The organism is Streptomyces sp. JL2001 (genome assembly GCF_050917515.1).
Lineage (GTDB): Bacteria > Actinomycetota > Actinomycetes > Streptomycetales > Streptomycetaceae > Streptomyces.
Genome location: NZ_CP169421.1, coordinates 1,207,428 through 1,224,934, shown reverse-complemented (window position 1 = coordinate 1,224,934; position 17,507 = coordinate 1,207,428). Strand labels below are relative to the sequence as shown.

Below are 17,507 nucleotides of genomic sequence, written 5' to 3'. Positions count from 1 at the left end.
GGAACCGGACGGGGGCCGCCGGGGCCGCGCGGCCGGCGGGCCGGGCGGGCCGTGGCGCGTCGCTACGGGGGGCCGCCGGTCCGCCGGGGCGGGCGCCCCCGCGGATGGGGAGGTTCGCCTGAGTCATCTCGGATCACAATGTGTAATTTTTGCCCGTAATGTCCGCATTCGCGAGCCGGGGCGCCCGCGCGTCCTCCCGCGGGCCTCCCGCGTGCGCCGGCGTCGGGACCGCAGGCCGGATCCGCCTTCGGGGGCACCGTCTGAGTGATCAAAAGAGCGAGGGGTTAGCATATGAGCGCCGCCTAGCTCGAAAGATAAACCTGTGACTGTCAAAGACGACTCGTTCACCAACTGGAAGAACCGCGAAGAGATCGCGGAGTCGATGATCCCGATCATCGGGAAGATGCACCGCGAGCAGGACGTCACCGTCCTGGTCCACAGCCGCTCCTTGGTGAACAAGTCGGTGGTGAGCATCCTCAAGACCCACCGGTTCGCCCGTCAGATCGCCGGCGAGGAGCTCTCGGTCACCGAGACGCTCCCGTTCCTCAAGACGCTGACCACCCTCGATCTCGGTCCGTCCCAGATCGACATCGGCATGCTGGCCGCCGAGTACAAGACCGACGACCGCGGTCTCTCGGTCGAGGAGTTCACCGCCGAGGCCGTCGCCGGCGCCATGGGCGAGAACAAGATCGAGCGCCGTGAGGGCCGCGACGTCGTCCTCTACGGCTTCGGCCGCATCGGCCGCCTCGTCGCCCGCCTCCTCATCGAGAAGGCCGGCTCGGGCAACGGTCTCCGTCTGCGCGCCATCGTCGTGCGCGGCGGCGGCGAGCAGGATCTCGTGAAGCGCGCCTCGCTGCTGCGTCGCGACTCGATCCACGGCCAGTTCCAGGGCACGATCACCGTGGACGAGGCGAACAGCACGATCATCGCCAACGGCAACACGATCAAGGTGATCTACGCCAACGACCCCTCCGAGGTCGACTACACGGCGTACGGCATCGAGAACGCCATCCTCATCGACAACACCGGCAAGTGGCGCGACCGCGAGGGCCTGTCGAAGCACCTGCGCCCCGGCATCGACAAGGTCGTCCTGACCGCGCCCGGCAAGGGTGACGTGCCGAACATCGTGCACGGCGTCAACCACGACACGATCAAGCCGGACGAGCAGATCCTGTCCTGCGCCTCCTGCACCACCAACGCGATCGTGCCGCCGCTGAAGGCGATGGACGACGAGTACGGCGTGCTGCGCGGTCACGTGGAGACCGTCCACTCGTTCACGAACGACCAGAACCTGCTGGACAACTACCACAAGGCCGACCGCCGCGGGCGTTCCGCGCCGCTCAACATGGTGATCACCGAGACCGGTGCCGCCTCGGCCGTCGCCAAGGCGCTGCCCGACCTGAAGGCCCCGATCACCGGCAGCTCGATCCGCGTCCCCGTCCCGGACGTCTCGATCGCCATCCTGAGCCTGCGCCTGGGCCGCGAGACCACCCGCGACGAGGTCCTCGAGTACCTCCGCGACGTCTCGCTGCACTCGCCGCTGAAGCGCCAGATCGACTTCACCACGGCCCCCGACGCCGTGTCGATGGACTTCGTCGGCTCGCGCCACGCCTCGATCGTCGACGCCGGCGCCACCAAGGTCGACGGCGACAACGCCATCCTCTACCTGTGGTACGACAACGAGTTCGGCTACTCGTGCCAGGTGATCCGGGTCGTCCAGCACGTCTCCGGCGTCGAGTACCCGACCTTCCCGGCCCCGGCGGTCTGATCCGGGAACGTCCGGTCCGTCGGCGCACGCAGGCCGTCCCCCCCGTCCGACGGGGGGACGGCCCGCGCCGTCTCCGGGCCCGCGGCGCCGGGACAGGACCCGGCCGGCTTCCGCGCGCCCGCCCCGGCCGCTCAGACCCAGTTGACCTCCGCGCGGGCCAGCAGCGGATCGTCCACCAGCTCCCACAGCGGCACGGCCACGTTGCCCTGGCCGTAGCGCCCGCCGAAGTGGAGGCCGAGCACGCGGTGGTCCGACAGGTCGAAGACCGGGGACCCGCTGTTGCCGCCCAGGGTCGAGCAGTCGTGCCCCATCACCAGCGCGCCCGGGGTGAACTCCGTCGCGGTCCCCGGCTGGAGCCGCTTGACGTTGTAGACGTCCATGAAGATCCGCCGCATCGACTCCGGCTCGTTGCGCCGCCCGTCCCAGGCCGGGTAGCCGATCACGTACACGGGCCGGCCCGGCACGTCCGCCGGGGCGTCCGCCGCGACCGCCGGCGGCGTGGGCAGCGGCCCGTCCGCGGACGGGGCGACCCGGAGCAGTGCCATGTCGACGTCCGGATGGATGCCGACCACCCCGGTGACCTCGTACGGGGGCGGTCCGGCGGCCGGTGACGCCGACGCGGCCGGAAGCTCCTCGCCCGGATCGACCCGGGCCGACACCCCCTGCCGGAAGGTCCAGCCCGAGCCCTCGGCGCGCGTGAACTCCACGGCCACGTGCCGATTGGTCATCACCGTCTCCGGACCCACCTGGAAGGCAGTGCCCACCCAGTCCAGGCTGTCGTGCCCGGTGAGTTCGACCCGCCCGACGCGGGCGATCGACTCCCGGATCGCGTCCCTCCCGGCGTCGAGCACCGACCAGTCGCCCTCCTGCGGGGCGAAGTCCCGGCCCTGCACCAGGATCGCCGGGCGGCCCTCCAGCAGGACGATCGCCTCCACCCCGAAGTACTCGTCCTCGTCGATCTCGTCCGCCCGGTGGTCCGCCAGCTTCTCCAGACCGGAGACCCCGGCCTCCAGGACCCTGGCCCGTTCCTCCTGCGCGAAGCGGGAGATCTGGCCGGCCGGGAGCTCCTCCGCCGGCGACTCGGCCATCGACTCGGAGATCTCCGCCTCCAGGTTCTTCCGCACCCGCGCGGCGACCGCCGTCAGGTCGCCCAGCACCCGCTCGGGGTCGGTCGCGACCGGTGATCCGTACCGCATCCTCCGTCACCTCCGCCTGGGACCGCCCTGCACTCAGGCCGCCCGCACATGGGTCTCGCCCGTCGACTGCGCCGACATGATCTCCTCGTACAACTCGGGCCTCGTCCCCCGCAGATGGGCCAGGATCGCGCTCATCTGCGTACCGACGTTCACGAACGCCGTCGCCCTGCCCTGGTAGTCCACCTCGTCGACCCGGCGCGTGCCGCGGTGCAGCGCCACCACCGTCCAGTCGTCCGTGAACACCGGGGAACCGGACGAGCCGCTGCGGGTGTCGGTGAAGTAGCGGATGTCGCGCTCGTCCGCCTGGTAGACGAGGTTGTTGCGCAGCGCCACGCGCTTCGGCTGCCCGCCGGGGTGCTGGATGATGTTCACCGCCACGGGATCCGTGCCGGCCGGCAGCAGCGGAGCCGTCGCCACCCGCAGCACCGGCCGGGGCGGCAGCCCCTCGGACAGCCGCAGGACCGCGTAGTCCAGCGCCTCGTCCCAGGCGACCAGCGCGCCCGCCGTCGCCTCCTCGGTCTCCGCGTCGTCGGCGCCGTAGTCGAAACGCGAACGGGAGTTGCGCACCTGGAGCTGGAGGTCGGCCTCGGCGACCGGCGGACGCACCCCGGGGGTGCGGGTACGCGCGGCCACCACGTGGTGGTTGGTGATCAGGAGGCCGGGACCGATGAGCCAGCCGGTGCCCGCGTGCGGATAGGCGGGCTGGAGCGGCGCACCCGACTCGTACGGCGGGACCTTCAGCCGGGCGACCGCCGTCCCGGCCAGCACCCCGGCGTGCAGGAACTCGAAGGGCACGGTGTCGTCCCGGAAGATGATCTCCTCCTTGCTCTCGCCCGGAAGGGCGCCCGGCGGCACGTCCGGCTCGCCCGCGGCGTCGCGCGCCACGTCGTCCAGGGCGCGCTGCAGGACGGTGAGGGGACCGGCCTCCAGGGTCTGGGCGATCGCGTTGCGCAGCCAGACCTCCAGCGGCACCGTGCCGTCGATCAGGCGCTCGACCCTGTTCATCGTCACCAGGTCGGAGTGCATCTGCCGCAACGGGCTGTCCAGCACCGGCAGACTCGCCCGGAAGCGGGGGGTCGTGCCGTCGAAGAGGAGCGGTCGTACGGCGCTCTCCGCGAGGCCGGCGTCCAGCGCCGCGTTGCGGACCCTGACCACGTCCTCGGGGGACAGATAGGGCTCGCTGCGCACCGCGCCCTCCGCGGAGTCGGGCGGCGGCTGCGTCCACAGCCGCGTACCGGCACTCTGCCCCGAGTCCTCCGCCTCCGGACCGGCGACGCCCGGGCGCCCGTCCGGCGTGGCCACGTCCATGGCGGCGGCGACCCCGACCAGCAGGTCCCCGCTGCGGTCGCGGAGCATGAGGGCCCGCCAGGCGATGCTGTCCAGGGTGCCGCGCCGGCGCGCCTCCCACAGGGCCGCCTCCACGTCGGCGTACGACATCCCGGGCCGCGTCCGGCCGCCGCCGGCCGCCTGGGCCACGGGAGCCTCGACGGCTCCGGTCGCGGCGGCCGGGTGACCGCCGTCGGGCTCCCCGGCCGCCGAGTCCAGGATCCGCGTCAGCGGCTCGCGCAGCTGCGGTTCGTCCGTCATGGCGGCGTCGATCCAGCGGGTGAGCGCGTCCACCACCGCCGCGTCGTCGGCGGGCAGCCCCACCAGCCGGAGCGTGTGCTCCAGCACCTCCGGGTCGGACCGGCTCGCGGTCGCCGCCGCCGCCCGGGCCAGCGCCGGCCGGCGGGCCACCTCCTCGTCCGGCAGCCCCCGCAGCGTCCGCGCCAGCCGTGCGTCCGTCTCGGCCGAGCCCTCGTCCGACAGCGCCGCCAGCCGGGACCTGGCGACCAGGACCCCCAGCGACTCGTGCGGCAGCCCGAGGCCCCGCGCGAGGTCCTCCGCCTCCTGGAGGTCGCGGTCGGCGTCGGCGACGTCGCCCGCGTCCTGGGCGAGCCGCGCGGAGAGCTGGAGCAGTTCGAGCCGGATCTCGGCGCAGCCGGCCTCCGTGGCCCGCTGCACGGCCTGTTCCGCGGACTCCCGTGCCTCCGCCGCCCGGCCGGACCGGGCCAGCGTCTCCACCAGGAGCCCGTGGAGCCTGCTGCACGGAGTCCAGGGCCGCCGCTCGCTCAGCCGCTCCAAGGCCGGTTCGACGTACCCCTGGGTGAGCAGGTCCTCCACCTCCCGCGCGGCGATCCGCTCCCAGTCCTCCTGGTCGGCCTCGGCCATGATACGGTCCGGTACGTGCCCGCCGATCCGCGCCAGCAGGAAGGCGGCCGACCGCGGCGGCATGTCGCGGTCGGCGCCGGCGAGGGCACCCTCGACACCGGGCTCCCAGCGCTGCTCCACGGTGCGCGGGTCCTCGCCCAGCCGGAGCCGGTGGTAGATCTCCTCGGCCCGGGCGGCGGGTCCCTCGCGGGCGGCGTAGTACCGCACCGCGCTCCGGTCGACGGCCCGCATCAGGTCGGTCCGCGCGCTGTCCGACAGCCGCAGCATGATGCTGCGCAGGTCCGCCCGGTGCCGGACCGTCCCGGGACCCGCCGACTCCATCAGGTCGAGCCGCGCGACCAGCCGGCCGAAGAGCGACCGGGCCTGCTGAGGGGTCTCGACGCGCAGTCCGGCCGGCCCGGCGAGGACGTCGCCGATCAGCTCGGGCGTGATGACCCGCAGGGCCAGGCCCGCCTGCACCAGCGCGCGGACGTCGTCCTCCGCGATGTGCTTGAGGATCCGGTCGTACAGCGTGCCCTGGATGAGCATCTGGTCGACCTTGTGGTGGAACCAGCGCCGGCGCGAGGGAAGGGAGTCCAGCAGGTCGCCCAGGGGTTCGGAGCCGGCGCCGAGCATCACCGCCGTCTGTGCCGCGAGCTTCAGGCTCAGCGGATGGCCGCCCACCCGGTCGGCCAGGTCGCGGGCCACCGTCTCGTCGTCCACGCCGCAGGACATCAGCAGGTCCACGGCCGCCGGCTCGTCGAGTTCACCGAGCTCCATCGTGCGCGGCGCCAGCACCTTCGCGGGGTGGTCGATGGGGGCCCGCCCGGACACGATGAACCGCAGCCGCGGATACGCGGCGCGCAGCGCCGTCCAGATGGCCCACATCCGGGCCAGCACCGGGGAGCCGCGGTACTGCGCCTCCTCGAAGGAGTCGACCGCGATCAGCAGCGGCGGGGCCGTGCCGCCCTCCGGGGTCCGGACCGCCTCGGACACCAACTCGGCCACCGAGCGCGCGAGTTCCTGTTCGCGGGCGCTGGCCCGGGTGTGGAACCCCGCCGAGTAGTCCCGGCCGAGGGTGGCGCGGGTCGCGGAGAGCTGGGCGAACTCGTCGATCCGGGTCCGCTCGCCGCGCTGCCCGGCGGCGGTCTCCTCGCACTCGTCGGCCAGCGCGTCGAAGGCGGCCCGGTGGTCCGGGTACTGGATCCCGAGCTGCCTGGCCGCCTCGGCGATCACGGTGGCGGGCTCGTGGACGGAGAGCGTGGGGCGCTCGAAGTCGATGTAGGCGAAGGGGAACCCGGCGGGCTCCTCGCGCAGGCTGTCGAGGAGGAACCGGGCGAGCAGCGTGCTCTTGCCGATGCCGCCGACCCCGTGCAGGAGCACGGGCGGCTCGGCCGGCTCGGCGGGCAGCGCGAGATAGGTCCGCAGGAGGTCGAGTTCCCGCACCCGTCCGTGGAAGGTGCCCCGCACCAGCCGCTCCATCGGCTGGAGCAGCCGGGCCCGTTCCAGCCGGTGCTGTACGTCGTCGACCGCGGGCAGCCCGCTCGTGCCGGGCACCCGGCTCAGCCACAGGGTGGCCTGCAGCGTGTCCGAGAGCTCCTCGACGCCCTGCGCCGCGAGGCCCGGGGCGGTGCCGGAGAGCAGGGCCAGCGCCGTGCGCTCGGGACAGGGCCCCTCGGGGAGGAGACCGAGGTTGGCCTCCAGGGCGCGCAGCGCCGCCTGCGGTCCCCGGAGGCCGCGCAGTGCCTCCTCGCGGACCTCCGGCTTGAGGACCCAGACCGGAGCCGAGGGGCCGCCCGGCGCCGTGCAGTCGTCGACGAGCGCCAGCACCGCGGTCTGTCCCGGCGGCTCGGACCCGTCGGGCAGCCGCAGCCGGGCGGGGTCGAAGTCCTGCAGCAGACAGGCCGCTTCGCGGTAGGCCCGGCGCAGTGCGGGCAGCGCGGGCGCGGCCGCGGCACCTGCCGTGCGCAGCCCTCCGCGCAGGAGCGCGGCGACGTCGCCGCCGGGAGCGACGGTGCGGTACAGGCGCACCGTCTCCTCGACCGCGGTGCACACCCGGCGCATGTGGCTGTCCGTCGATCCGGGCACGTCGACCGCCCGCATCACCTCCGCCACCGCCAGGTCCGCCAGTGCGCCGACGTGCGCCTCGTCCGGCTCGTGCGCCGCCTCCGGCTCCGATTCGGCGAAGAACTGCCGGAAGAACACCCGCAGATCGTCCTCGTCCACCACCCGGGCGGTGTCTCGGCACTCGTTCTTGCGGATGTCGTAGGGGAGTTGGCGCATGGTGGAGGAGTAGCCGAGCAGGACCAGCCGCGGCACCGCGTCCTCCTGGACCGGCGTGTGCTCGTAGATGGCCAGGGCGAGCTTGCCGATGCAGTCCCACACGTCCGCGTTGGGGTCGAGCCGGTCGCAGTCGTCGAGGACCAGCCAGAAGCGTTCCTCGGCGGCGGTCGCCCGGCTGACGATCCGGTGCACGGCGTCGTCGACCGAGGGCAGTGGATCGTTCAACTGTGTGGGGTTCAACGGCAGTGCGGGGGTGCCGGGGCCCGCCGTGCACTGCTCCAGCCGCTCCACCAGCCGCGCGGCGGTGGAGGTGCGCGACAGCGTGACCCGCACCGGCCGGAAGCCGCAGTGCTGGCCGAGATGGCGGATCAGCCGGTAGGTGTACGAGCGCCCGCTGTCGGGCTCGCCGTCGACGACCAGCACCGTCTGCTCGGGGTCGTCGACGAACCCGCGCAGCTTCTCGCGCAGCTCCGCCCGGTCGATGAACACCTCGGCGCCGTTGCGGAGCACGAGGGCCCGGAAGGGATCTGCGGCGGCCCGGTGGGTGCGCTCGTCCTCACGCAGTCGCGTGAGCAGGATGCGCACCTCGGCGCCGCGTTCGTAGGCGCCGAACCCGCCGCGGCCGACGGGGCGTCCGTCGCCGCCGGGTCCGCCGCCGGCGTCGAGCGGGTCGAGACCGGCCAGGGCCTCCAGCAGCCGTCGCTGGTGGGCGATGTCCCGCCGGGCCGCCCGCACCAGCAGACGCGCGTTCTCGTCCTGGTCCGGGGTGAGGGTCAGATCCTCGACGAAGCCGGCCGGAAGCCCGCTGAGCCGTAGCCGGGTCGCGGGATCGGGGGTGTCGAGGAGATGGTCCCGCACCCATCCGGTGACGAGTCCCCACTCCGTTTCGGTGAGCGGCATACCGCACCTGCTTGGCGGTTCTTGCGCAGCGTCGGACGGAACCGACCGATGTCTTTCATGGTTTCACCGGGCCGGGAGCGTGGCAAATGCGCCGGGAGCGCGCCCCCTTCGAGCCCGGTCCCCCCCCGGGGCGGGCTCACCCCTGCAGCACGATGTCGTCGTACGACTCCAGGCGGCGCCAGCGCTCCTCGGGCGCTCGCGACGGCGGCATCAGGTCGACGTCGGGCAGCGCCCCGAACTCCAGCTCGGTGAGCTCCGCGACGTCCGCGACGGGCACCTGGTAGGTGCGGAACGGGCCGAGCGGCGGCGGCGCCCCCGGAGTGGCCCCGGCCAGCGCCCGGTCCGCGTCCCGGCTCAGGTCGGGGCTCTGGTCGAGGACGTACCCCGTCGACGCCAGCACCCCGTCCTGCATGAACGCGGCCACCTTCCAGAACCGCAGCGGCACCTGGATCCCCCGGTAGGGCGGGTCGGAGTCGTGCAGCACGGGCCCGGTGAAGACCGTCAGCCTCCGGTCGAACTCGGCCGCGTGGTCGAGGAGATGGTTCTCCAGCCCCTGCCAGAGCCGTTTGCCCTGGTTGAAGACGTCCGCCTGCGGCGCGGCGTTCGTGAAGTGGAACGTGTCGGTATTGGCCCGGCCGGCCTCGGCCACCGCACCCCACACCGGGTCGAGCCGGCGCACCAGATGGCCACGGTCCAGGCTGTTGTTCCGGTAGACGTCGTCTCCGGTCTGCTGCTCCCGCGGCAGCCGCGGGTCGTACAGCCAGACGTCGTCGCGGGGCACGTCCTCCAGGAGCCGGCGTCCCTCGATGCACACCGCGGTCGAGGCGGCGAGCCTCCGGTCCGGGCGGAAGACCACCGTGAAGTGGGTGTACGGGAGGATCACCGTCTCGACCGACGTGCGGGCCGGCAGCGGAAGCGGCACGGCGGGACCGAGGAAGGTCTCGTCGTAGCCGGCTCGGTCGTCGAGCGCGTCGCGGCGCGGCTGCCCGGCGCGCGGGGGCGGCGGAGAAGGCGAAGGGTCGGAAGCGTTCATAGGATGTAAGTACCGCGCATGGAGGGTCGCGCTCGGCACCGGGCCGCAGGCCACTCGTTCAGACGCCCCCCGGTGCTCCTTCCCACCCCACAAGGAGGCACCCCATGCCTGCTGGACTGTCCATCCACGTCGGACTCAACAAGGTCGACCCCGACCGCTACGAAGGCTGGGACGGCGAGCTCGTGGCCTGCGAGAACGACGCCCGTGACATGGCCGCCCTCGCCCGTTCCGCCGGCTTCGACGACACCGTCCTGATGACCCCCGACGGCACCGTCGACCAGGTCACCGCGGCGCTGCGGCAGGCCGCGGCCAAGCTGACGGCCGACGACATCCTGCTCTTCACCTACTCCGGTCACGGCGGGCAGGTCCCCGACGTCACCGGCTCCGACGACGAACCCGACGCCCTCGACGAGACCCTCGTCCTCTACGACCGACAGTTCCTCGACGACGAGCTGCACCGGGAGTTCCAGGGCTTCGCCGACGGCGTCCGCGTCCTCACCCTCCTCGACTGCTGCCACAGCGGCACCTCGATCGAACTCCCCGGCGCGGCCGCCTCCGACGCGGGCGTCCGGCTCATGCCCGTCTACCGGCAGCAGCAGATCCTGGAGCGGGACCGGGCCTTCTTCGAGGACCTGCAGCGCTCCCTGGAGAAGAGCGCCCCACCACCGGACCAGGACACGGGCCCGGGCGTGGTCCTCATCTCGGCCTGCCAGGACAACCAGGTCGCCTCCGACGGACCCGTCAACGGCGCCTTCACCGGCGCGCTCCTGGAGGTCTGGGACGGCGGCGCCTTCCGCGGCGGCCACCGCGCGTTCCACCGGGCGATCCAGCGGCGCCTGCCACCCGCCCAGAGCCCCAACCTCCACACGACCGGCAGCCCTTCGCCCGCGTTCCTGCGGCAGCGGCCGTTCACCGTCTGACCGGCGTCGGGTGGGGGTGTCTCACGGATCCTGCCGGGCGCCGCGACAGGACGCTCTCTAGCCCCTGAGCGCGGTCGCCAGCTGGGCGCGGGAACGGACGTCCAGCTTCTGGTAGATCCGGGTCAGCCGGGCCTCGACCGTCTTCACGCTCAGGTACAGCTTCGCCGCCGCCTCCTGGTTGCTCGCGCCCTGCCCGACGAGCCGGGCCAGGCGCAACTCCGCCTCGGTGAGCGAGGACAGCGCGGGCAGGGTGTCCTCACCGGGCTCGCCCGCCTTCGTCTCGCTGGTCAGCGCCAGCCAGGGGACCGCCCCCGCCCGCTCGAACACCGACGCCGCCGCCTGCAGCGCGCCCTGCGCCGCCGATCTGCGCCGCCGTCTGCGCTCCACGCGGGCCAGCGCGATCAGCGCCCGGCCGCGCTCCAGGGGCAGGCCGGCCTCGCCGAAACGGTCGGCCGTGACGGTCAGCAGATCGGCCGCCTCGTCGGTCTTCCCGGCGGCCGCGAGGGACAGGGCGTACGCCCGGTCGCAGCCCAGCAGCACGGTCGTCCGGCCCAGCCGCTCCGCGACCGGGCGGACCTCGTCGAGCAGCGCCACGGCCTCCTCGGCCGCGTCGGTGGCCAGCAGCGCCTCGGCCAGCTCCTCGTGCCACCGCAGCATCGAGGGGTCGACGGTCGACTGGGCCCGCTCGTCCGTCTGCACCCGGCGCAGCGTCTCCAGCGCGGAGGCGACGTCGCCGTTGACCAACTGCACGCGGCCCAGGGCGTAGAGGCTGCGGGAGAGGAAGACGCGGTCGCCCTCCTCCTCGGACGCCTGGACGCTGCGCCGGGCGTAGCTGGCCGCCCGGCCGAAGCTGCCGCCCGCGGTCTCCGCGAGCGCGAGGGTGTACCAGGCGGGCCCCGGGGAGAGACCGGCCTCCAGGGTCAGCGCGAGGGACCGTCCGGCGTGCGCCAGGGCGGACGCGCACGCGCCGATCCGGGACTCGACCGCGGACAGCGTGTGGTAGAGCTCGATCCGGTCCTCCACCGAGCCGCGTCGCTGGACCAGCGGCAGCAGCGCCTGGATCTGGTCGCGGGCGTCGGCGAGCCGGTCGTCGAACAGGGCGTGACGGATCGTCAGGATCTGGGCGGCGTTGCGGATGCCGAGCGGACGCTCCGCCAGCTCCAGGGCCCGCGCCTGGGCCAGGATGGACTCCGCGTCCGGGACCCCGAGCGCCCGGTCCATGCGGGCCTGCACGGTCAGGGCCTGGGTCGCCGTCCGCGGATCGCCCATCGAGGCGGCCAGCGCGGCGGATTCCACGGCCGCCGCCCGGGAGCGCAGCGGATCGCCGTCGGCCAGCACGTACTTGACGGCCAGTCGGAGCTGGACGGCGGCCCGGAGCGCGGTGTGGCCCTCGGAGTCCTCCATGGCGTGGACGTACATGTCGTCGAGCCCGGTGAGCCCCTGGCCCGCGGTGTCGAGTACGGCCAGCCGGGCGCGGACCCGGTCGGTGGGGGCCGCGTCCCTGGCCAGCAGGTCCGTGGCGGCGCGCATCGCGAGGTCCGCCCGGGCGGCGCGCGCGGCCTCCTCGGCGGCGTCCACCAGCCGGGAGATCCGCTGCGTGCCCTGCTGGACCGGGGTCGACTCGGCGGCGAGCAGGGCCAGTTCGGCGGCGAGCGCGCTGTTGCCGCGCCGCCGGGCCAGGTCGGCGGCCGCGGCGACCTCGGCGGCCAGCTTCTCGTCGGGGACGTCGGTGGCCAGCGCCCGGTGCCGGACGGCCTCCACGGGATCGTCCACCACCTGGGCGAGGGAAGCGTGACCGGCGCTGCGTTCGGCCCAGCAGGCGTCGTGGACGAGGGTCGAGGGGAGCAGCCCGGCGGTGAAGGTGACCGTGCCGTCCTCGGAGAGCGAGACCAGGTCGGCGCGCTCGGCCGCGGCCAGGTCGGCCTCCGCGTTGGGCCGGCCCGCCCGCCGGATCAGCGTGGCGGAGGGCCGCAGCGCGAGCGCCGCGAGGAGCAGCGTCTCGCGGACCGCGGGCGGGGCGGCGCCGAGGAGCTGGCGGGCCAGGTCGCGGGCCCGGCCGGAGAGGGTGAGCGCCTCGGCGTGGTGCACGGGCGTGCGGGCGTCGGCGAGTGAACGGCCCACCGCCAGGGCGAGCCGCGGGTTGCCGCCGCTCGCCTTGTGGATGCGTCCGGCCATCCGGGAGGGCAGCCGGTGGTGGATGAGGAGTTCGGCGATCTCGTCGGCCTGCAGCGGCGGCACGAGCAGGATGTCGGCCTCCGACGGCACCCACAGATGGGTGTCGTACGTCTCCTCGGTGTCGTACGCCTCCGGTGTCTCGACGGCGACGACGCGGAGCGCGGGCGGCGCCAGGTGCAGGGCGAACCGGAGCAGATCGGCGCTGTCGGCGTCGATGTGCTGGACGCCGTCGACGACGAGGAGCGCGGGGCCCCGGGCGGTGAGCGTGCGCAGGATCTGGGCGATGCCGAGGCGCAGGGCGATCGGATCCCAGCCACCGTCCTGGAGCGGGGCCTCGCGGCAGAGCATGGCGACCGCGGTCCGCTGGGGACCGGGCAGGGCGTCGAAGATCCTGGACGCGGTGACGGCGAGCGGGCCGGCCCCGGTGTACGCGGGGGGCTGGGCCGGGGCGCCGTACTGACCGCCGTGTCCCTGGTGGGCGCCGCGGGCCTGGCCCGGGATCCCGGGGGAACCCGGCGCGGTGCCGGAGCCGGCCGCGGGACCGGATTCGGCTCCGAGGCCCGGTCCGTGTCCGGTTTCCGGACCCGGTTCGGCGGAGCCGTCCTCCGGCGTCGGGGAGGCGGTTCCCGGCCAGGTCACGGTCGCCGCCACCGACGCCACGAGCGCGGCGGCCACCGCGCCGGGTATGTCGCGGTCGGAGGGGAGGGTCGAGAGCCAGAGCACGGTCTCGCCGCGGGCTTCCGCCAGGGCGGCCGCGGCCAGGGCGACGTCGGTCTTGCCGACCCCCGCGGGTCCGGTGAGCAGGGCGCGGCCTCGCGACTGCACCACGCGTTCGAGACGGGCGAGCAGTTCCTCGCGGCCCACCGGCGCAGGGCGGTGCGGCGCAGTCGTCACGTGTCCACCACCCTCCGGTGCTCGGGGCGGCCCCGTGAGCCCCTGTGGCCCAGAGAATACGGAGAGTACGCGCGCAGTCCAGACTTGTTGTCCGGCATTCGGACAACGATTACGTGTCAACATGCCAGGACGCGCCCGTGGTGTAGACCACGAGCGCGTCGCTGACCAGCAATAATGCTGTTGTGGGGGGTGGTTCAGGGGTGGATCAGAAGGTCAGGCTCCACGAGTCGATGTAGCCGGTGTCACCCGAGGCCACATCGCGGACCTGGAGCTTCCAGGTGCCGTTGGCCAGTTCGCTCGACGCGTCGACCGTGTAGGTGGTCAGGACGTTGTCGGCGCTGTCCGAGGAGGAGGACGCCTTCAGGTTGCGCACGGTGCCGTCGGGGGCGACCAGGTCGATGACCAGGTCACCTCGCCAGGTGTGCTTGATGTCCACGCCGACCTTGAGGGCGGCGGGGGCGTTGCCGGTGCGGCCGGTGACGGCGATCGAGGACGACACGGTGGTGTTGTCGGAGATCGTCACGTCCGTCGCGTTGGTGAAGACGGTGCCGGCCGGCGGCGTCGTGGTGGTGACGGCGTCGACGGTCTTGGCCGTGTCGGCGATGCCGGTGCCGCAGCCGCCGGTGCAGGTGCCGGGCAGCGGACGCGCGTTGGTCTTGATCGCGGACTCGATCTCGGCCGGAGTCAGGGTGCTCTTGGCCGACTTGAGCAGCGCGGCGAGACCGGCGATGTGCGGCGCGGCCATCGAGGTGCCCTGGTAGGGCTTGTAGTTCTCGGTCGACTGGGTCGTCGTGCCCGAGTTCAGCGAGGAGTAGATGCCGTTCTCGGGGGTGGTGACGGTGCCGGGCGTGTCGGTGGCGCGGCGGGTCTCGCCACCCGGAGCCGCCACGTCCACGATGGTGCCGTAGTTCGAGTAGTACGAACGGTTGCCCTCGCGGCTGGTCGAGGCCACGGTGATGACGTTGGAGCAGTTCGCGGGGGTGAATCCGGACGCGTTGGCGTTGCTGTTGCCCGCGGCGACGACGACGGTGGTACCGCGCGAGACGGCGCCGTTGATCGCGTTCTGGTAGACGCTCGGGCAGGTGGAGCTGGCGCCGCCCAGGCTCAGGTTGATGACCTTGGCCGGGGTCGAGTTCGCCGGCACGCCCGGAACGGTGCCGCCGGACGCCCAGGTGATGGCGTCGGCGATGTCCGCCGAGGAGCCGCCGCACTTGCCGAGGACGCGCACGGGCTGGATCTTCGCGTTGTACGCGATGCCCGCGATGCCCTTGGTGTTGTGGGTGACCGCACCGATGGTGCCGGCCACGTGGGTGCCGTGCCAGGAGGAGTTGCTGGCCTTGGAGCCGGTGCCGCACTCGCCGTCGGTGGCGTTCCAGTCGCCCTCGTCCTTCGAGTCCGCGTCACGGCCGTTGCCGTCGCGGGCGTCGGCGGAGGTGGAGATGAAGTCGTACCCGGAGACGATGTTCGTCGCGAGGTCCGAGTGGGCGGCGTAGCCGGTGTCGATGACGGCGACGGTGACGCCCGAACCGGTCGTCTTGTCCCAGGCCGCCGGAACGTTCATGCCGCCGGTGGCCTCGAAGAGGTCCCACTGCTTGGCGTAGTCCGTGTCGTTCGGGGTGACCGCCATCGCGTAGGCGCGGATGTCGGGCTCCACCGAGGCGACCTGCGGGTCGGCGCGGAAGGCGGCCATGACCTCGGCCACGTCCTGCTTCGAGGCGCTGTCGCCCAGGTCGACCAGCGCGGCGCCGCCGGCGAGGCGGCGCTCGAAGGAGAGGGCCTCGCCGGTCTCGGTCGCCTTCGCGGCCGCGTCGCTCTTCGCGGCGGCGTTGGAACCGGCTTCGGCGGTCTTGGACTTGTAGGTGACGATGACCTTCTCGACCGGGGCGGTGGGAAGGGCGGTCATCGCCTGCGAAGCCGGGGCCGGCTTCGGGGTGGAGGCGACCGGAGCGGCGGCGAACGCCCCGGTGGATGTGGCAGCGGCGCCGATGATCGCGGCACTCGCGACCACGACGGATATGACTCTCCGCCTGGAACTGTTCAAGGTGTTCCCTTTCGAGCACGACGTAGGTGCGGAGCAGTGGCGGCGGCGCAGGAGCCTCGGGCGCGAAGTGGGGTCGCGGTCCGTTGCTCCCTGGGCTTGGGGGGCCCATGCGCCGCCACCGGCGCGACGGCCCGGGTCAAGGCCGTCCCCGGCAGATCCCACCCTCCGCATGCACCTGACAGGGCCTGAATGCACCTGAGGGGTGCGGTTCGGGGGATGGGATCTGCCGGTGCGGCAGACAGTAGGGAAAGCCGGGATGAACCCGATACGGGGAAAACCCTTGTCGCCCCCCGAGGGGGGTGGGGGAGGGGTGGGGGCGGCGTACGAGGGGGTGCGCGGGTAGGGGCGATGGAGGCCGGGCATCACTCGTGGGTGAAAAGACTTACCAGCAGGGGGACTTGGCGATACGGACGGGTGCCTTCCGTGGTCCGGCTGATCGTGCTGGTCGCGGTGGGGGTCGGGCTCGCCTTCAGTGGTTCGTGGGCGGCCGATGCGTACCGCGAGGCGCAGGTGTACCGCGGCGCGGCCCTCTGCGGGCAGGGCGCCCCCGCCGGTGCCGAGGGGCAGCGGGGGTGTGTCGCGGTGGCGCGGGGCACCGTGCTCGACCGGGCCCGGCGGGAGGACTGCTCGTGGGACTCCAACGGTGACGGGACGAGCTCCTACCGCTGCACGACCTCGTACGAGGTGCGGATCCGCAGGCCGGCGAGGACGGAATGGCACGATGTGGGGTACCGCCTGTACGAGGACGCGCGGCCCGGCGACCGGGCCGAGGTCCGCACCTGGCAGGGCGGGGTGGTCCGCGTCGTGGTGCGCGGCCACACCGAGACCTACCTGACCGGCTCCGAGTTCCTGGTGGGCCTGTGGTGCGCGGTGTGCTGGCTGTTGCTGGGCCTGGGACTCTGGGCCGCCTTCGGGAGCGGGTTCGGCACGCTCTTCGCCTTCCACAACGCCGGCTGGATCGGCCTGGCGTTCCCCGTCGGCGTCCTCGGCTACGGCCTGCTGCTCGGCATGTCCGTGGCCGCCTGGATCGGTGCGCTCGTCGGCGCGGCGTTCCTGGTGTGGTGGACGGTCGGCGCCCGGAACCTCTGACGGAGGAGGTCAGCCGAGTTCGAGGCTGGTGACCCCGAAGATGCGCTCCTGGGCGACCGGCCGGAGCGGGCCGGTGTACATCCGGGCCGTCTCGAACGTCGGCTCCATGCCCCGCTCCTCGGCGAGCCGCGCCGCCGCCGGGTTGACCTCGGGCATGTCGACCGCGATCCGGTCCGAACCGAACGCCCGCGCCTCCGCGGCCAGCGCGTCGAGCAGCACCGCGGCGTCCGCCGGGGTGTCCGCGAACAGCGGTCCGACGCGGGCCTCGTCCTGCGCCGGCCGGACCACCCCGTACCCCGCCGGGCGTCCGTCGACGAGCCGCACGAGGGCGCGGTGGCCGGGTGTGGTCAGCCAGGAGTCGAGGAAACGCGGGCGGTCGGCGGGGTGGCAGGCGCTGTCGTACGCGGCCAGGGCGGCCCGGTCCACCCGGTCCGCGGGCACGACACCGGCGGCGGGGGCCGGGGGCCCGGGGACCTCGCCCACGTACCGGGCGGTGCGGTAGGCGGGCGCGAAGCCGGAGCGGCGGTAGTTGTCCTGCTGGGCGGGCACCCCGTCGAGGCCGACCGTACGGTCGCCGGCGTGGGCGAGGGCGGTCCGCCAGGTGGCCAGACCGTGGCCGTGGCCGCGCAGGTCGGGCCGGACGAGGTAGAAGCCGAGGAAGGCGTAACGGTCGCTGTAGTTGACCACCGAGATGGCCGAGACCGGCTCCCCGTCGATCCGCCCGAGGAAGAAGCCGGCGGGGTCCTGCGCGAAGAACGCCGGGGCGTCGGACAGTCCGGGGTTCCACCCCTCGTCGGCCGCCCACGCGCGCACCTGGGCCCAGTCCCGGACGGACGCGGGCGAGACGTGGAGCGGGCCGGAGGGGGCGGACGTCATGAGGGTTCCTTCGGCGGCCGGTGCGGACGGCTCCCGGGCTCGGGGCTACTCCGGGAACGACGCGTACGACAGGTACGCGGGAGGTGAAACCGGGCAAAGCGTGTGCCGATCCTAACGAGGCCGCGGGGCGCTGTCCTCCTCG

At 73.5% G+C, this 17,507-nt stretch carries 9 protein-coding genes; 3 read left to right on the top strand and 6 right to left on the bottom strand.

The features are described 5' to 3' along the window. The first annotated feature begins 322 nt into the window (after positions 1-322). Positions 323-1,768 carry a glyceraldehyde-3-phosphate dehydrogenase gene (locus tag ACE1OA_RS05345; RefSeq protein WP_361316909.1) on the top strand — a complete coding sequence of 482 codons (1,446 nt, stop codon included), beginning with the start codon at positions 323-325 and terminating at the stop codon, positions 1,766-1,768. Positions 1,769-1,899: 131 nt separating this feature from the next. Here ACE1OA_RS05345 and ACE1OA_RS05340 read toward each other — a convergent pair whose 3' ends face one another. The 3 genes from ACE1OA_RS05340 to ACE1OA_RS05330 all read right to left on the bottom strand — a co-directional run bounded on the left by ACE1OA_RS05340 (position 1,900) and on the right by ACE1OA_RS05330 (position 9,370). Continuing rightward, on the bottom strand, positions 1,900-2,964 hold the full coding sequence (locus ACE1OA_RS05340) for a trypsin-like serine peptidase (protein ID WP_432752370.1): 1,065 nt from the start codon (positions 2,962-2,964) through the stop codon (positions 1,900-1,902). 33 nt (positions 2,965-2,997) lie between these two features. Next, positions 2,998-8,337, bottom strand: coding sequence for a trypsin-like peptidase domain-containing protein (locus ACE1OA_RS05335; RefSeq protein ID WP_384866478.1), 5,340 nt, complete (start codon positions 8,335-8,337; stop codon positions 2,998-3,000). A gap of 136 nt (positions 8,338-8,473) precedes the next feature. Next, positions 8,474-9,370 (bottom strand): DNA/RNA non-specific endonuclease, encoded by an 897-nt coding sequence (locus tag ACE1OA_RS05330; RefSeq protein ID WP_356600148.1) that lies wholly within the window; start codon positions 9,368-9,370, stop codon positions 8,474-8,476. 104 nt (positions 9,371-9,474) lie between these two features. Here ACE1OA_RS05330 and ACE1OA_RS05325 point away from each other — a divergent pair, with 104 nt between their 5' ends. Then, positions 9,475-10,290: a caspase family protein gene (locus ACE1OA_RS05325; protein ID WP_361316917.1), complete on the top strand. Its 816-nt coding sequence runs from the start codon at positions 9,475-9,477 to the stop codon at positions 10,288-10,290. A 57-nt stretch (positions 10,291-10,347) separates the two neighbouring features. On the opposite strand, the gene ACE1OA_RS05320 is transcribed toward ACE1OA_RS05325, so the two are convergent. Both ACE1OA_RS05320 and ACE1OA_RS05315 read right to left on the bottom strand, forming a co-directional pair. Then, positions 10,348-13,359, bottom strand: a complete 3,012-nt coding sequence (locus ACE1OA_RS05320; protein WP_384866481.1) for a helix-turn-helix transcriptional regulator — start codon at positions 13,357-13,359, stop codon at positions 10,348-10,350. Positions 13,360-13,564: 205 nt separating this feature from the next. Further along, on the bottom strand, positions 13,565-15,262 hold the full coding sequence (locus ACE1OA_RS05315) for a S8 family serine peptidase (protein WP_356600687.1): 1,698 nt from the start codon (positions 15,260-15,262) through the stop codon (positions 13,565-13,567). Between the two features lie 552 nt (positions 15,263-15,814). Between ACE1OA_RS05315 and ACE1OA_RS05310 the strand changes: the two genes are divergently transcribed. Then, a complete protein-coding gene (locus ACE1OA_RS05310) occupies positions 15,815-16,489 on the top strand; it encodes a hypothetical protein (protein ID WP_432752369.1) in 675 nt (224 codons plus the stop codon). A gap of 9 nt (positions 16,490-16,498) precedes the next feature. Here the strand turns inward: ACE1OA_RS05310 and ACE1OA_RS05305 are convergent, their stop codons facing one another. Then, on the bottom strand, positions 16,499-17,365 hold the full coding sequence (locus ACE1OA_RS05305) for a GNAT family N-acetyltransferase (RefSeq protein WP_432752368.1): 867 nt from the start codon (positions 17,363-17,365) through the stop codon (positions 16,499-16,501). Between the last annotated feature and the right edge of the window lie 142 nt (positions 17,366-17,507).